This window comes from Lysobacter antibioticus HS124, assembly GCF_000336385.2.
Classification (GTDB): Bacteria; Pseudomonadota; Gammaproteobacteria; order Xanthomonadales; family Xanthomonadaceae; genus Lysobacter; species Lysobacter firmicutimachus.
In genome coordinates this window covers 14,930-31,183 of record NZ_HG424449.1, presented here as the reverse complement: position 1 = coordinate 31,183, position 16,254 = coordinate 14,930, and the positions used below count along the sequence as shown (strand labels likewise).

13 protein-coding genes are annotated in these 16,254 nt (G+C 69.3%); 6 read left to right on the top strand and 7 right to left on the bottom strand.

All coding sequences use genetic code 11. The features are described from left to right. Positions 1-454: 454 nt before the first annotated feature. The 4 genes from TX83_RS02375 to TX83_RS02360 all read right to left on the bottom strand — a co-directional run bounded on the left by TX83_RS02375 (position 455) and on the right by TX83_RS02360 (position 5,794). A complete protein-coding gene (locus TX83_RS02375; RefSeq protein WP_079247996.1) occupies positions 455-2,506 on the bottom strand; it encodes a GMC family oxidoreductase in 2,052 nt (683 codons plus the stop codon). Beyond that, on the bottom strand, positions 2,503-2,994 hold the full coding sequence (locus TX83_RS02370; protein WP_075574945.1) for a hypothetical protein: 492 nt from the start codon (positions 2,992-2,994) through the stop codon (positions 2,503-2,505). The genes TX83_RS02375 and TX83_RS02370 overlap by 4 nt, the downstream gene beginning before the upstream one ends. A gap of 11 nt (positions 2,995-3,005) precedes the next feature. Beyond that, positions 3,006-4,370 carry a hypothetical protein gene (locus tag TX83_RS02365; protein WP_261369981.1) on the bottom strand — a complete coding sequence of 455 codons (1,365 nt, stop codon included), beginning with the start codon at positions 4,368-4,370 and terminating at the stop codon, positions 3,006-3,008. A 476-nt stretch (positions 4,371-4,846) separates the two neighbouring features. Then, on the bottom strand, positions 4,847-5,794 hold the full coding sequence (locus TX83_RS02360; RefSeq protein ID WP_064746316.1) for an AraC family transcriptional regulator: 948 nt from the start codon (positions 5,792-5,794) through the stop codon (positions 4,847-4,849). Between the two features lie 553 nt (positions 5,795-6,347). On the opposite strand from TX83_RS02360, the gene TX83_RS02355 reads away from it, so the two are divergent. Together TX83_RS02355 and TX83_RS02350 are read left to right on the top strand one after the other, a co-directional pair. Next, positions 6,348-9,551, top strand: coding sequence for an efflux RND transporter permease subunit (locus TX83_RS02355; RefSeq protein ID WP_064746359.1), 3,204 nt, complete (start codon positions 6,348-6,350; stop codon positions 9,549-9,551). Beyond that, positions 9,548-10,693, top strand: coding sequence for an efflux RND transporter periplasmic adaptor subunit (locus tag TX83_RS02350; protein WP_079247995.1), 1,146 nt, complete (start codon positions 9,548-9,550; stop codon positions 10,691-10,693). The genes TX83_RS02355 and TX83_RS02350 overlap by 4 nt, the downstream gene beginning before the upstream one ends. A gap of 150 nt (positions 10,694-10,843) precedes the next feature. On the opposite strand, the gene TX83_RS02345 is transcribed toward TX83_RS02350, so the two are convergent. Further along, positions 10,844-11,104, bottom strand: coding sequence for a hypothetical protein (locus tag TX83_RS02345; RefSeq protein WP_064746313.1), 261 nt, complete (start codon positions 11,102-11,104; stop codon positions 10,844-10,846). Between the two features lie 312 nt (positions 11,105-11,416). On the opposite strand from TX83_RS02345, the gene TX83_RS02340 reads away from it, so the two are divergent. Further along, entirely contained in the window at positions 11,417-11,647 is a 231-nt protein-coding gene (locus TX83_RS02340) for a hypothetical protein (protein ID WP_064746312.1), read from the top strand. Positions 11,648-11,653: 6 nt separating this feature from the next. Here TX83_RS02340 and TX83_RS02335 read toward each other — a convergent pair whose 3' ends face one another. Beyond that, positions 11,654-12,157, bottom strand: a complete 504-nt coding sequence (locus tag TX83_RS02335) for a DUF4189 domain-containing protein (RefSeq protein ID WP_064746311.1) — start codon at positions 12,155-12,157, stop codon at positions 11,654-11,656. After that, complete coding sequence (locus TX83_RS02330; RefSeq protein WP_064746310.1) at positions 12,157-13,254, bottom strand: type IV secretion system protein; 1,098 nt, start codon at positions 13,252-13,254, stop codon at positions 12,157-12,159. The genes TX83_RS02335 and TX83_RS02330 overlap by 1 nt, the downstream gene beginning before the upstream one ends. A 253-nt stretch (positions 13,255-13,507) precedes the next feature. On the opposite strand from TX83_RS02330, the gene TX83_RS02325 reads away from it, so the two are divergent. Genes TX83_RS02325 through TX83_RS02315 form a run of 3 tightly spaced genes read left to right on the top strand, consistent with a single transcriptional unit; the run spans position 13,508 to position 16,136 of the window. Beyond that, on the top strand, positions 13,508-14,113 hold the full coding sequence (locus TX83_RS02325) for a LuxR C-terminal-related transcriptional regulator (protein WP_186442495.1): 606 nt from the start codon (positions 13,508-13,510) through the stop codon (positions 14,111-14,113). After that, entirely contained in the window at positions 14,110-14,811 is a 702-nt protein-coding gene (locus TX83_RS23140; protein WP_186442494.1) for a hypothetical protein, read from the top strand. The genes TX83_RS02325 and TX83_RS23140 overlap by 4 nt, the downstream gene beginning before the upstream one ends. After that, positions 14,808-16,136: an XVIPCD domain-containing protein gene (locus TX83_RS02315; RefSeq protein WP_064746308.1), complete on the top strand. Its 1,329-nt coding sequence runs from the start codon at positions 14,808-14,810 to the stop codon at positions 16,134-16,136. The genes TX83_RS23140 and TX83_RS02315 overlap by 4 nt, the downstream gene beginning before the upstream one ends. Positions 16,137-16,254 lie beyond the last annotated feature (118 nt).

The following is a 16,254-nucleotide window of genomic DNA, read 5'->3' as shown; positions in this document are numbered from 1 at the left end:
CCGCGATCCACTCCCCTACCGCGACTTCGGATCTTGCATAGAACCAATCGCAATGACGTCGCGCATGGGGAGATGCGGCGAACTTGCGTTGGCCGTGAACGAACGATCTGGATCGGCCCTACCAATCGACGGCCTTGGCGACGCCGTCGGGCGGCATCGCGATTGGGCTGTAGTGCGAAGTCGCGGCTGCCCGCGCTGCCGGCGGGGATCTGCGCGCGCAAGCGCCGGGCGAAGCCGGCCCGGTTTCGCTGTCAATCTCGCTGTCGGTCTCGCTGTCGGTCTCGCCGCCGGTCTCTCTGCCGGTCGGCGCCGCCCGGCCGGCGCCGACGCTGACGCAGCGCATCGCGCCCGTCGGACAGTCCGTGGGACGCGGCGAAAAGCCCCTGCGGGCGCATGCGACCGCGCGATCGGCGCGGTGCGCGTCGCCGGCCGCGCCGGCGACGCGCCTCATCGACTACGTCGGCCGATCCCGCGCAAGGGCCGAGGCCGTCGCGTCGGCGATGCCGGGATGATACGAGACGTCCTCGCTTTCGGCGGACGCGAGGTCTTGCAGGATGTTGTCGGCCGCCTGCAGCGCCAGCGCGGCGATGGTCAGGGTCGGGTTGGCGGTGGCGGTGGTCGGAAACACGCCGCTGCCGACCATGTACAGGTTGGAGTGGTCCCAGGATTGCTGGCGCGGGTTGAGCACCGAGTCGCGCGGCGTGGTGCCCATGCGATAGGTGCCGATGATGTGGCCTGCACCGTAGAAGGTGAAGCGGTCGCCCTTGTACTCGAAGGTGCTGGAAGTGACGTTGAAGCCGTGCATCTTCACCGGCCCCGGCAGTTGGGTGTACTCCTTGGCGCCGAGCGCGGCGAAGATCTGGGTCGACACCTTCTTGGCCGAGACGAAGGCCTCGCGCACGTAGTTGTCGCGGATGCGGTAGGTCACCGACGGCCGCGGCAAACCGAGGTGGTCGCGCAGGTTCGACAACTGCACGCGGTTGTCCGGGTCCGGCAGTTGTTCGATCAGATAGCCCAGGCGAAGCTGGCGCACATAGATCGCGTTGAGGGCCTGCACCAGGGGGGTACCGAACAGCTTGCTGAACGCCGGCAGGGCCGGATTGAAGCGCAGCGGCTGGTTCTGCTGATTGACCGAATCGCCGTTCAACTGGGAGTTGTTCTGGCCGAACACGAAATCGGCCAAGGTGGTGTTGGGATCGCTGGTCGCCCAGTTCCAGCCCTCGTTGCCGATCTCGATCCGGTAGGCCGCGCGCTGGCTGCGGAACGCGCCGTCGCGCAGCGTCTCGATGCCTGCGGTCGACAGCGGGCCGCGGAAGGCATAGATCGGGTCCTTGGACAGGCCCCAGGCCAGGTACATCACATGGTCCATCAGGTTGCGGCCGACCTGGTCGGAGCTGTTGGCGACGCCGCGGTTCCAACCCGGATTATGGTTGGACATCAACAGCAGCTTGGGCGTCTCGATCGCGTGCGCGGCCAGCACGTAGCGCTTGGCGGTCGCGGTGCCGGTGCCGGTCGCCGGCCCGGTCTGGGTGTCGTAGGTGATGTAGTCGATGCCGCTGACCTGGTCGCCGTCGAGGCGGATGTTGCTGGCCACGGACCGGTACTGGATCTGCACGTTGCCGGTCTGCAGGGCCTGGGCCAGGGTCACGGTGCCGTCGTACTTGGCCTGGATCGGGCAGATCGGGATGCAGTTGGTGTTGCCGGCGCACTGGCGCCGGTTGCCCGGACGCGAATTGCGCCCCTGCGGCGTCGGGGTGACGAACAACGGGATGTTGTCGACCTTCAGCGCGCCGACCTTTTGCGCGTACAGCGCATCGTTCATCGACTCGACGATGCCCGGCATCGGGTAATCGTAGTTGTCGCCGTAGACGCCGTTGGATTCGACGCCAAACGTCTTGTAGAGATCGACCATCGCCTGCTTGTCGGCGGAGACCCCGATCACGTCGGTCGCTTTCCGGTAGTACGGCAGCAACCGGCGGAAGAACTGCGAGCCGCCCGGCCAGTCCACGCCGTGGCCGTACTGGCTCTTGAGCCGGAAGTCGTTGGGCAGGTTTATCAGCGAAGTGCCCAGCCAATGCCAGGTGGTGCCGCCGGCGACGCGCTCGTAGGAACTGCCGAAAGCGAAAGTCAGTTCCGGACTGTCGGGCGTGATGTTGTTGGGCTGGCTGAAGTAGGTGAAATAGCTGATGCTCGGGTCCTGCCAGGAGTTGATCTGCAGCACCGTGTAGCGCGGCGTGTTCAGGCTGGACGGATCGGGCTGGCCGAGCGCGTTGTTGGCGCCGGCCGCGCCCTGGGTGGTCGGCGGGTACGGCGACTCGGGGGTCTTGGCGTTGGCCATGAAGAAGGTCTGCATGTAGTCCTCGCGGCTCTTGGGCACGGGCGGCCCGCCTTCGAGGATCAACACCTTCTTGCCTTGCTTGCCGAGCTGATAGGCGACGATCGAACCGGCGATGCCGGAACCGACGATCACCACGTCGAAACCGCCGGGAGGCGTGACGATGCTCATACCGGATTCTCCAGGTAGGCGCTCAGCGGCGCGGGCGGCTGCGCCCAGTAGCCGTAGTGGTAGGTCGATCTGCCCATCGGATGCGACTGCATTACCCGCCAGACCAGGCCCTGCGTGTAGCTGTCGGCCGAGATCACCTCGCTGAAGGTCTGTCCATGAGTGGCCGCAGGAGTGTCGGTCACCGTCGGCCAAGCGCCGGCATACCACAGGAACAGCAGCTGCCGGCAGGGGAACTCGTACTCGGGCTTGTCGGCGAACAGCAGCGCCACCACGCGCTCCTCGCGATCGGGCGGATTGCCCGACACATGCCTGTCGGTGAGTTTGTACCAGAGCAGGATGTCGTTGACCGTCGCCTGACTCACTCGGTCGATGAAGGTCTTCAGATACAAGGACTTGATGTCGTGGGTGTCGTTGTCGGGCGCCAGCGCGCCGCGCTTGAATCCGGTCAGGCCGATGCTGAGGCTGACGAAAGTGTCCATCGGGTCCATGGAAAGGCTCCTTATTGCGCGCGCTGCAGCAGGTAAGTGAAGTCCGAGGCCAGGCCGTTGGTCATGGTGGCGTCGTTGTGGCAGTCCATGCAGCTCGACGAGACCCGCGGCGTTTGGCCCTGGATGTAGGTTTCCAGGGTGGCGTTGGCCAGGAAATTCGGCGCCGGGTTGCCGGTTGGGTCGATCGGGTTGTTCCGCTCGGTCGGCCACTGCGTGCTGATCAGCTCGTAGTTGGCCCAGACCGAATTGGCGTTGGCGCTGCGCAGCAAGGCCTGGTACTGGGCATTGAGTTGCTTGGTCGAATCGGTCAGCGGGATCTCGCGCACCACCTGGGTCGGCTGGGTGCGGGTCGCGTTCGGGTTCCACGGCCGCGGCGGCGGCTCGTTGGCCCGGCAAGTCGTGCAGGTCTTGTCGTAGAAGTTGTAATGCGGCTTGGACGGCGTATCGCCCTGGCTCGGCGCGTTGTCGACGTGCTCGAAGGTCGACCACACCCACTGCGGCGCGTCGTGGGTCTTGTGCACGATGTGCAGGCCGACCAGGCCCACCGTCTGCAGCTTACACGAGGCGGTCACACCTTCGTGTTCGTTCGGGTTGGTGTAGACCAGCGCCTTGATGGTGTGGAAGCGGCTGGCGTCGTCGTTGGCGCCCATCACTTTCCACGAGGACTTGATCATGATCGCGCCGACGTGGGCGTTGCTCTGCGTCTGGGCGAAGTCGGCGGCCTTGTTGAAGGCCTCCTGGCCCGCCTTGCTGTACAGCCGGTCGCGGACGATGCGGTCGAACATGTCCTGGTTCATCATGATCGCGAAGCGCACGTACTGGCCGTTCTGGTCGATCAGCGGACCGGTATCGAACGGCTCGGCGCTTTCGTCGAGCACGTCCGGGGTCTTGCCGACCTGGGTCAGGTTGAGCGCCGCCTTGCCCAGACCGGCGCAGACCGCCGGCGGCGCAGGATCCTGCCCCCACGGCAACGGCACGGCGCCGCCGGGCAGGAACACCTCGCGGCTTTCCTTCCAGTTCTCCCATACCGTCGGCAGGTTGGCGCCGATGGTCTTGCCGGTGTCGGGATTGCCGTTGCCGTCGGCCGGCCAGTTGACCGCGACGAAGGTCTGCCACGACAGCAGGTCGAAATCGTCCTGCAACTCCTGCAGGCTGGGATTGGACTGCGGCACGTTGACGTCGAGCGGAATCTGCGAGCTCAGCGGCGGCAAGCTGCCCAGTCGGCCGGCGGTGTGAGCGCGGATATCGGCGCCGCTCAATCGGTCGTGCGGCTCGGGTCTGACGCCGCCGTCGGTACAGGCGCTCAAGGCCAGCGACAGCGGTACGAATGCGACGGATCTCCACAGCAACAGCCTGCGACGGGATCGATGGCTCATGGGACTCCCTGCTCCTCGGTCGAGTGAAGCGAAGGCGTTCGCTTCGTCGCGGTGCAGGCAGCGTTCCATGCCATTGCGATGCGGCCCTATCGCGCGGCCGTGCGTCGTACTCGGCTTGGCTGGCGATCGCTATCGCTGGCTCCACTCGCGTCGAGCGAGGACGCTACCGATGCGGGTGGGGCAAAAACGCGACGGACGCGGCAAAAGAAAAATATCCCCGATCGATGCGCAGAACGCGCATCGCGGGTGTCCTGCAACCCGGTCCGTTTACGTAGCCGTATGCAGCGCACACGCCGCACGCTAGCGAACGTGGCGCAGGCGTGATGGAAGGTGAGTGCGCCGCCGGCGCTGGTGTGGCACGCCCCTGGCGAAACGGACGCCTGCGACCTCGCCGGATCGCGATCGCCGCAGCGATGCTCGCGACCTTACGACGATGCAGGCTTCACGCCGCCGAAGCCGGCCGCGCCGCGTCGGACTCAGCTCTGCGGCGCGCTGCGGGCCTGCACCACTTCCGCCCGCGGCGGCGCGCCGAACAGGCGCTTGTACTCGCGCGAGAACTGCGAAGGGCTTTCGTAGCCGACCCGATGCGCGGCGGTCACCGCTTCCATGCCGTTGACCATCATCAGTCGGCGCGCCTCGTGCAGGCGCAGCTGCTTCTGGAACTGCAGCGGCGACATCGTGGTCACCGCCTTGAACTGGTGGTGCAGCGAGGACGTGCTCATGTGCACTTGCTCGGCCAGCTCCTCGATGCTCAACGGCTGCAGATAGCAGCGGCGCAGCACCGCCACCGCCTTGGCGATGCGGCTGGAACGGCTGTCGTTGACCGCGATCGCGCGCAGGCGATGGCCGAGGTCGCCCATCAGCACGCGGTAGAAGATCTCGCGCAACGCCAGCGGCGCCAGCACCGGCAAGTCCTGCGGCGTGTCGAGCAGGCGCATCAGCCGCAGCACCGCGTCCATCAGGGTCGGATTGACCCGCGCCGCGTACAACCCCAGATCGGCCGAACGATCGGCGCCGCGTTCCGGCGCCGGCGCCTGGCCGGCGTCGACCAGCAGACGCGCGATCTCCTCCGGGTCGACGTCGATGCGCAGGCACAGATAAGGCTTGTCGGGCGTCGCCTCGACCACCTGGCCGATCATCGGCAGGGTCACCGACACCACCAGATAGTTCAGCGGGTCGTAGTGATAGGTGCGGTCGGACAGGGTGACGATCTTGCGGCCCTGCGCGACGACGCACAGCCGCGGTTCGTACACGCTGGGGGAGCATTCGGTGGGGCCGCTGATGCGGATCAGCTGCAGCGCCTTGACCGCCGTCGGGTGCAATCCGTCGCCGTGCGTCAATCGGGCAATCCGGTCGACCAGTTCGGCCTGCGCTGCGCAACTGCCGCGCTGGGCGATGGTTTCGGCGGAAGTATTGGCGTTCATGGCTTCCCGCATTGGTTCCGGGTACGGCGATTATCGGGAGGAATTTGTCCTGTGACTGTGCCGGTTCGGCCAAATTGCAGAAATAGGCAACGATGCGACAGTAATGAACTAACGCCTCCGCGATTCAGGGAACTAATTTACCCCCACTCCCCCTGCGGACCCGCGTCGGTCCGGCCGGCGGGCGACGACCGGCATCGGGCTGCCGCCCGGCGGCGGCCGTCGTGCCGGCGCCCGCGCGTTTTCCGCCGGCGGAGCGCTGCACCCGCGTCGCCGGCGGGGCCTCCCTCCCGCCGCGCAGAACCGCCCGGACCCTGCCGCCACGCGTTCGCGCCGGCGCGCCCGCCTGACGCTTTTGTCAGGTACGCGTCAGTTCCGCGTCCGCATGCCGCCTCTACCCTGGCCGCAGGGTCCGCTGCGTTGCCTGCGCGGTCGCCCGCGCGACGCGCCGCAGCGTTGCCTCACGCAGACGAACCGTTCCACGCCGCAGCGCTGCGCGATCGGCGCGGCGCGCGGACACTGCGCCCCCACCCCCAGCCGTCGGAACGCCTACGCGATGTGGATAGTGCAATACGCCCTGAGCCGCCGTTACACCATCGGCGTGCTGGCGATCCTGATCCTGCTGTTCGGCGTGCTGTCGGCGCGCAAGATGCCGACCGACATCCTGCCGGAAGTCGGGATTCCTTCGGTCAATCTGGTCTGGACCTATAGCGGCCTGCCCGCCGCAGACGTCGCCGCCAAGATGACCTCGTTCTCCGAGGCGGCGATCCTCAACACCGTCGACGACCTCAAGGAAGTGCGCTCGGAGACGATCAACGGCGCCAGCATCGTGCGCATCGATTTCCAGCCCACGGTCAGCCTCGATCGCGCGCTGGTGCAGATCACCGCGGTGTCGCAGACCATCCTGCGGCGCATGCCGCCGGGCACCTCGCCGCCGCTGGTGGTGCGCAACAACGTCTCTTCCACGCCGGTGCTGCAGTTGGTGCTGTCCTCCGACTCGCTGACCGAAGCGCAGCTGTACGACTACGCGCGCCTGCAACTTCGCTCGCAGATCCAGACCATCCCCGGCATCCGCATGACCCTGCCCTACGGCGGCGCGCCGCGGCAGATCATGGTCGACCTGGACCCGGCCAAGCTGCAGACCTACGGCCTGACGCCGGCCGACGTCACCGGCGCACTGGAGCGCGGCAGCCCCACCCTGCCCTCCGGCGCGATCCGCGAAGGCCGGCGCGAGATGCAGATCTCGATCGACACCAGCCCGGCGACCGCGGCCGAATTCCTCGACATCCCGGTCGCCATGCGCGGCGGCACCGTGGTCTACGTGCGCGATGTCGCCTCGGTGCGCGACGGCGGCGCGCTGCAGACCAACGTCGCGCGCATGGACGGTTCCAGCGCGGTGTCGGTGGCGCTGATCAAGCTCGGCGGCGCCTCGGCGGTGGAGATCGTGCGCGCGGTGCGCGAGCGCCTGCCCGAAATCGAGGCCTCGGCGCCGCCGGGCACGCGCATCCACGCGATCTTCGACCAGTCGGTGTTCGTCGACAACGCGATCGGCTCGATCGAGCACGAGGCGATCCTGGTCGGCCTGCTGGTCGCATTGGTGGTGCTGGTGTTCATCGGCTCCTGGCGCTCGAGCCTGATCGTGCTGTCGGCGATCCCGCTGGCGCTGCTGGCGTCGGTGGCGATGCTGCATCTGCTGGGCTACACCTTCAACGTGATGACCCTGGGCGGGCTCGCGCTGGCGATCGGCATCCTGGTCGACAACGCGGTGGTCGACGTGGAGAACACCAACCGCAACATCGCCCTGGGCAAGGACGTGCGCACCGCGATCCTGGACAGCGCCAAGGAAGTGGTGTTCCCGGAAATGGTCTCGACCATTTCGATCTGCATCGTGCTGACCCCCATCCTGCTGATGACCGGCCTGTCGGCCTGGGTATTCGCCCCGCTGGCCCTGGCGGTGATCTTCGCCATGCTGGCCTCGTTCCTGCTCTCGCGCACCCTGATCCCGGTGCTGTGCTATCTGCTGCTGCCGGCCGACATCCAAAGCCGCGCCCGGCCGCGCTGGGCGGCGGAGAAGCTGCTGCTGAAGATCAATCATCGGGTCGAGCACACCCTCGACGCCCTGCGCGACCGGCATCACGCGCTGCTGGTGCGGCTCGGCCACCACGGCGGTGCGCTCGCGCTCAGCGCCTTGCTGGTGCTGGGCCTGGGCGCGGCCGCGGCGATGTCGCTGGGCCGCGAGTACTTCCCCCAGGTCGATGCCGGTCAGTTGCGGTTGCAGGTGCGCCTGCCCACCGGCACCCGGCTGGAGGAAACCGCGGCCAAGCTCAGCGAGATCCAGCGCGAGATCCGCGCGATCGTCCCGCCCGCCGAACTGCAAACCGTGTACGAGCAGATCGGCGTGCCCGATGCGATCAACCTGTCGCTGGTCGACAGCACGGTGGTCGGCTCGTTCGAAGCGGAGATCATGCTCCAGCTGCGCTCGCCGCACGCCAACAGCCACGATTACCTGGTCAAGATCCGCCAGCGCATCGCCGAGCGCTTTCCCGAGGTCAAGCTGTTCGAGCGCCCGCCCGACGCGACCAGCCGCACCCTCGCCGGTTCGGCCGCGGCCGCGTTCGAAGTGCGCCTGATCGGCCGCGACGTGCCCGGCAACATGGCGCTGGCGCGCGAGATCGAGCAACGCCTGCACCGGGTGCCCGGCGCGGTCGACATCTCGCTGCGCCAGGTGCTGGACCTTCCCGAGTACCAGGTGCGGATCGACCGCACCCGCGCCGCCCAGCTCGGCCTGGACCCGCAGCAGGCCGCGCGCGCGGTGCTGGCGGTGCTCGGCTCGGCCGGCACGGTGTCGCCGGTGTACTGGACCGACACCGTCAACGCCATCGCCTACACCGTGCAGGTGCAGGCGCCGATCAACGACCTGCGCGACATCAACGCGCTGTTGAACTCGCCGTTGCGCATCGGCGCGGGCGGCGAGGCGGTGCTGTTGCGCAACATCGCCACGGTGACGCCGCGCCAGGTGCCGGCGAGCATCGCCCGCACCACCCTGGCGCCGACCATCAGCGTGATCGCCAACGTCGAAGGCACCGACCTGGGTTCGGTCTACGACCGGCTGTCGACGATCACCGGCGAGCTCGAGGCCAAGCTCAAGCCGGGCAACCGGATCGAAATCGTCGGCCAGGCCGGCGAGATGCAGAACGCCTACAGCGAACTCGCCGCCGGCTTGCTGATGTCGGCGGTGCTGGTGTTCCTGGTGCTGGTGGTGAATTTCCAGTCCTGGGTCCAGCCGGCGGTGGCCATGTCCGGCCTGCCGATCGCGATCGCCGGCGCCGCCATCGGCCTGTTCGTCACCGGCACGCCGCTGAGCGTGCCGGCGCTGATGGGCGTGATGATGGTGATCGGCGTATCGACCGCGAACTCGGTGCTGGTGACCAGTTTCGCCCGCAGCCTGATCGCCGACGGCCACGATCCCGAACAGGCCGCCTACGAATCCGCCGCGGTGCGCCTGCGCCCGGTGTTGATGACCGCCAGCGCGATGGTGCTCGGCATCGTGCCGATGGCGATCGGCCTGGGCGACGGCGGCGAACAGAACGCGCCGCTGGGTCGCGCGGTGATCGGCGGCCTGCTGTTCGGCACGCCGGCCACCCTGGTCCTGGTCCCTTCCATCCTGGCCGTGATCGGCCGCCGCCAAAAACCCGCCGCGCCGGTCGCGACCGACGACACGACCGCGCCGGCCGCCGCCCCCGCAGGAGTCGCCCCATGAACCGCTCTGCCTCCTCTCCCGGTCCCGTGTTGCGCCTGAGCCTCGCCGTCGCCGTCGCGGCGGCCTTGGCCGGCGCGCTGGCCGGCTGCAACCGCAGCACCGCGGCGACCGCGCCGGCGGCGTCCCTGCCGCAGGTGCTCACGGTCGCCGCCAAGCCCGCCGAGCCGGCTTACGAAATGGCTCTGCCGGCCCGCGCCCACGCCGGCGAATCGGCGCAGATCTACGCCCGTGCCACCGGTTTCGTCAGCGAGCGCAAGGTCGAGCTCGGCGACCGGGTCGCCGCCGGCCAAGTGCTGGCGACGGTCTCGGCGCCGGAGATCGATCAGGCCGTGCGCGAGGCGCGCGCGGTCCTGGCCCAGGCCAGCGCCGACCAGGAACTGGCCAAGGTCAATTACGACCGCGCCCAGGCCCTGGTCGGCTCCGGTGCAGTGTCGAGGGAATACTTCAGCGATCGCAAGGGCCACTACGATGTCGCCGTCGCCGCGCGCAGCGCCGCCCAGGCGCGCTTGACCTCGGCTTTGGAGCGGCAGTCGTTCCAGGTCGTGCGCGCGCCGTTCGCCGGTGTGGTGGTGGCGCGCAACATCGAGCGCGGCGACCGCGTGGTCGGCGATTCGGCCGCCGCGGCAGCGCCGATGTTCGAGATCGCCGTGCTCGACCCGCTGCGGGTGGTGGTCGATGTGCCGCAGAACATCGCCCTGCAGATCGAGAACGGCCTGCAGGCCGAGGTCGGTTTCCCCGAGCTGCCGGGCCGACGCTTCAAGGCCCAGGTCGTCCGCAGCGCACGCATGCTCTCGCGCGAAGCCGGAGCGATGCGCACCGAACTGCTGCTGCCCAACCCGGACGGCCGCATCCCCGCCGGCATGGTCGGCACCGCGCGCCTGCAACTGCCGCGCCCGGCCCCTGCGGTGATCCTGCCGGTCTCGACCGTGGTCCAACGCGCCACCGGCGCGCAGGTCGCCACGCTCCGATCCGACTCGACCTTGTCCTTCCGCAGCGTCACCCTCGGCCGCAACCTCGGCAACGAAATCGAAGTACTGACCGGCATCGCGCCCGGCGACACCGTAATCCTGGCCCCGAACGCCCTGCTCGCCGACGGCCACAAGGTGCAGGCCAAGCCCCTGCCCGCGCCGAAGAAGTCCTGACTATCGGGATGCCGCTTCTACAGGCGCAGGTTTCGAGCTTCGATGGGTGAGGCAAGCCGCCGGGGCTCTGCGCGTCCCGTGGTCGCGGCTCGCGCCGCTCCTATCCTCGCGACGAGTTCCGGCCTGGACGGCGACGGCAGCAGGCCGGCCCTAGCCGTCCCGCGGTTCGTCGTTGGCGCTGCCGGACGCCTCCAGCACTTGCAACTGCAACACATCCGCCGCCGCCGGCAGCGTCGCCCCCATCGCCTTGCGCACTTCGGCCAACAAAGGCAGCAGGTTGTAGAACGAATTGGCCACCGCCCGACGCCCCAGCGCCGAGTAGCGGTCGCCTTCGCACAATGCGAACCAGGTCGCGGCATGCAAGGCCTGCAGGGCACGGCTGGAATCGCGCTCGGTCGTGTCGACGCTCACGGCGTCCTCCTTCGCTCCACAGCGGTCGGCCTTCGGTGAAGACACACTAGTCCGCGGCAGTCTCATACACCGACACGTTGGCGGATTTCGCCTGAACCGCAACCCCGTTGCCGGGGCCCGAACGCGCTTTTGTGCGCGCCGCCGCAACCCGCAACGACGATTCGATCCGATTCGTTCAGACCCGGTCGCGTTTCGGTGAGTGCGTTTCAATGTGTGGGACCGGGCCATGGAACCCTGCGCGGCATGCGTCGGCCTCGACGCGCCCTTCACGCGCCGCGCATCGCCGGCGCCCTTGACGCAGGGAATGCAAACATGAGCGACATCATCGACCAGGCGCAATTGTTCGAGCAGATCGACCTGGCCCAATCGCTGCAGGCGCAACGCCTGTCCGCGCAAACGCTGCCGCCGACCGCCGCAGCGGGCTACTGCCTCAATCGCGCCTGCCTGGAGCCGTTCGACGGCGAGCCGGCGCGTCTGTACTGCGGGCCGGCCTGCGCCGAGGCGCACCACCGCCAGTGTCAGCGCGGGGCACGGGTGCGCTGAGCCGGCTCAGCGCACCCGCACCGGCAAGCTGCAGGCGGCGTAATAGGAGCGGCAATGCGCTTCCCCGCGCTCGCCGCATTCGCGCAAGGCGTGCTCGACCGCATCCTCCTTGAGCTCCGACGGCCGTACATGAACGTGGCTGTCGCTGACCGCAATCGCCACGCATTGATTGCGGTAGTCGATCTGCACTCGGCAGTCCCGTCCGCCCTGCGTGCGGCAGTCTTCGACCGCCTCGCGCCGCGCCTGGCGTTTGCTGGCCGCCCCGTGCGCGGTGCCGATCGCACCGCGCGGACCGTCGAGCGCGACCGCGCCCCAACGCGACCCCCACACTTCGCGCGGCGGCGCCGGTTCGGGGTAGTAGTTCGGCGGCGCGGGCGCGCAGGCCTGCTCGTTGCCGGTGCGGTAGGGCAGCATGCCGGGCGGACACACGCCTTCCGCGCGCGCCGGTGCTGGCACGCAGGCGCCCGCCAGCGCCAGCGCGAGCGGCCACCGCCATGCGACGACACGCATCACGGCGTCGGCCCGCCGGCACGGGGCGCGGGCTGCGTGGCGACGCGCGGCGGCGTCCAGGCCGGCGCGGCGATCGGTTGTTCGCTCGCGCTCGCCGACGGCGGCAAGGCCGGCACCGGGGCGACGCCGCCGCGGGCGGCGGCGGCCGCATTGCCGGCGAATGCCGAATGCGCCTGGAACTGGCCCAGCGTGCCGTTGAAGAACAGCGCCGACACCGGCGGCGCGACCACGATGAAGATGGTCAGGATCAGGCCGATGCCGCCTTGCTGCAGGGCCAGGGTGCTCATGCCCTCGGCATCCAGGCCCGGCAGGCCGGCGGCGAGCTTGCTCGCCCAGAACGCGATCGCGATCTTGCTCAGCAACTTGGTGCACATCGCCGTGACCACGCTCAGCGTCGCCATCGAGAACAAGGTGCCGATGCCGTACAGCAGCCAGCGCCGGAACAGCTCGCGGGTCTGGTCGAAGATCAGGCACAGCACGAACAACGGCCCCAGGCCGATGAACACGGCGATGCCGAATTTGTACAGCAGCAGCATGGCCGCCGCGGTCATCGCCGGACCGGCCGCGCCGAAGCCGGCGAACAGCAGCGCCCGCGCCTTTTCCTCGCGCAGCGCTTGCTCGCCTTCGACTACCTGCACCGCATCGATCGCGTCCAGCGCGACCTGGGCATACGCCAGGTTCTCGTCGATGCTCTGCGCTGCGGTGCGCCCCTCGATGCCGGTGAACAACTCGTGGATCTCGCGGTCCAGGTCGTGGGTAAAGAACTCGTGCAGGCGCGTACCCGCCAGCGACATGCCGGTGGCGACCGCCACGATGACCGCGATCCGGGTCAGGTCCGCGACCAGGGCGGGCATCGAGTCGCGCGAGCGGCCGGTGACGACGCGGTAGCCCGCGATCAGGATCCACAGGGTGACCAGGCTCAACGCGACCGCGCTGGCCCAGGCCATGGCGCGCGCCATCAGTTGCAGGCCGAAGCGGTCGATCTCGCCGCGGAAGTACTCGTCGATCAGACGGAAGAACACGAAATCGCCGATGCCGGCGGTCGCCGCCCAAGCGTCGGCGGCGCGCGCCGCCGCATCCCATTGCATCCAATCCATGCCTTGCGTCCCTGGTCGACGTGATCGGCCGTGCGGCCGTTGGCGGCGATCGCTGCGATCGCGAAGCCACACGCTAGCAGCGCCGGAACGCCGCGCCGCGTAGGACAAATCTGATTCCGACGACGCGTTTGACTACACCGTGTAGACGAACGTCCACAACAATGTGGACACGAAGCAATTTCAGCTGGCACACATTGCCAACTTACGGTTTTGCCGGCGTAGTCGCCACCGAGACAAACCGCAAGGACGCATCGTGATTCGGGTATTCGCTGTCGACGCCCAGCCTTTGATCCGCGCCGGATTGCGCTGGATCGCACACCAGGCCGGCGACATCGTGGTCGTCGGCGAAGCCGATCGCGCCGAGACGGCGCTGCGCGCATTGATCGCGCTGGAGATCGACCTGGTCCTGTGCTCGACCCAGTTGCCTGACCTCGACGGCGTCGACTTCCTGCGCCGGCTGCCGGCACGCCCTTGGGTGTTGGCCTTGGCCGCGGGCCACGACGGCATCCTGCCCAAGCACCTGTTCGCTGCCGGCGCGCGCGGCTATCTGTCCTACGGCTGTACGCCGGCGGCGGTCGTGCGGGCGGTGCGCGAAGTCGCCGCGGGCCGGCGCTACCTCGACGATGGCCTGGCCAGCCGGGTGCTGTTCGGCGACTCGCCGTTCGACCGGCTCAGCACACGCGAGTTGGAGGTCGCCCGCCTGACCGCGCGCGGCGACGGCATCCAGCGCATCGCCGTCGCGCTGGGCATGGCCGATTCGACCGTACGCACGCATCGCTCGCGTCTGTTCGACAAGCTCGGCGTGCGCAGCGACGCCGCACTCACCCGGCTCGCGCTGGAACACGGGTTGCTGCCGTGAGCGCGATGCGGACCGCGCGCAGGCGTTGGCAGGCGGCGGCGGCCGGGCTGAGCCGGCGCTGGCGCACGTTGCCGCCGTGGCTGCGCCTGGCCGTGGCCGGCCTGATCGCGATCAAGCTAGCGCGCTGGGCGCTGCCGGCGCTGTTCCCGCCGCCCGAGCCGCGCTTCCTGGTCAACCCGCAGCCGCGCGAGCGCTACCGCCTGCAGCTGAGCCTGGAGCGGGCGCCCGGCGGCTTCGCCCTGGTCGACGGCGCAGCGCTGTACGGCATCGACAGCCCGCACTGCATGCCGCCGCGCGGTTTCTTCTCGGGTGCGCGACAGGCCCAGGACACTGCGTTCGCGCTGGTCCATTTCGAGCGCGACGGTCGCGGCGGCCACCGCGCCGTGGTCGCCGCCGACGGGTTCCTCGACAGCGATGTGTACGGACGCGGGGTTTGCCGGCTGCGTCTGGCCGGCGTGTCGGTGCGCCTGCGCGCCAGTCCGGACCCGCGCAGCACCCATTTCCGGCTGTTCATGCCGGCGCAGACGCTGCGCGCGTCCGGTCAGGAACGCGCGGTGTTTCTGCGCAGCCACTACCCGCTGATCGAAGCGATCGACGCCTACCCCGACCTCGGCCTGCCGCAAGCCGACCGCACTCCCGTCGAGCAGCGCGCCGAGCTGTTCGCGATCGTCCTCCAGTCGAAGGAACTGACGCCATGAGCCTGCCCAGCCGCCACTACGCCATTCTCTCCGAACACGTCTACCGCCCCGCAGCCGCCTACGGGCACGACGCGCTGCGCATCGACGGGGTCACCTATGCGGTGGTGCAGCGGGTCGACCGTCCGTCCGGCTACCAGGGCGCGATCTACCGGCGCGCCGACACCGGCGAGTACGTGGTCGCCCACCGCGGCAGCGAATTCCTGCGCGAGCCGGACAAGGACGGGGCCGGCGCCGATCTGGCGATGATCGGCCAGCGCATCAATCCGCAGAGCGAGGACGCGATCGCCCTGACCCGCCAGGCGCTGATGCTGGCGCGCGCGAGCGAACCGCCCGCGCCGGTCAGCGTCGCCGGCCACTCGCTCGGCGGCTGCCTGGCGCAGATCGCCGCGCACCGCTTCGGCCTGCGCGGCGAAACGTTCAACGCCTACGGTGCGGCCAGCCTCGCCTATGGCATTGCCGAAGGCGGCAACCAGGTGCTCAACCACGTCATGGCCGGCGATGTGGTCAGCGCCGGCGGCAAGCACTTCGGCCGGGTGCGCATGTATGCGCAGGCGCAGGAAGTCTGGCGCTTGCACGAAATCGGCCGTTACGAGGACCATGGCGGCGCGCTCGATCTGCGCTATCCGCTGCCGGCGGCAGCGGCCTTGCTGGACTCGCACCGCATGCATCATTTCCTGGACGGCGGCGCCGACGGCCGCAGCCGCTCGGTGCTCGACGACCCGCAGGCGCGCTATCGCGCCCAGGCCCACCAGCCCATGTTCGAACGTTACCGCCACGACATCTGGCTGTTGCGCGAAAGCGTGAGCCTGACCGCCGCGGCATTGCGCGGCGCCGGCGGCATCGCCGGCGAACTCGGTCGTCTCGCACCCGCGCCGCCGCCGCGCAGTCCGTTTGCCGATCCCGCCCCGCACGCAGCGCCGGCGCGGCAAGCGCCGGCCGCCGAAGCTCCATCGCACGACCCGCGCCGGCGCAGCCATCCGGACCATGCCCTGTACCGGTCGATCCGCGACGGCGTCTCGCAACTGCCGGCGCACACCGGCGCCGCGGCCGACGACGACGCCTTCGAACGCACCGCCGCCAGCCTGTACGCCCTGGCCAAGCGCGAGGGGCTGCAACGCATCGACCGGGTGCTGAGCGCCCGCGACGGCGGCGACGCACTATTCCTGGTCGAGGGCGATCCGCGCGATCCCGCGCACCGTCGCGGCCAGTTGTCGGCCGCGCAGGCGGCACGAACGCCGCTGGACGAGTCGTTCGCCGCCGCAGCGACGGCCGCGCAAACCGCGCCGGACCGCGACTCGCCGCGCGCGCTGGGCCGCACGGCCTGAGCCGACGCCGCGACCGGCGCTCACCGCCGCGCCTGGCCGCCGCTGAACTTCCGCTGGCGCGCGGCGCATCGGCGGCTGACCGGCGGGCGACATCTCACTACAATGCCGCCCCCGCAGT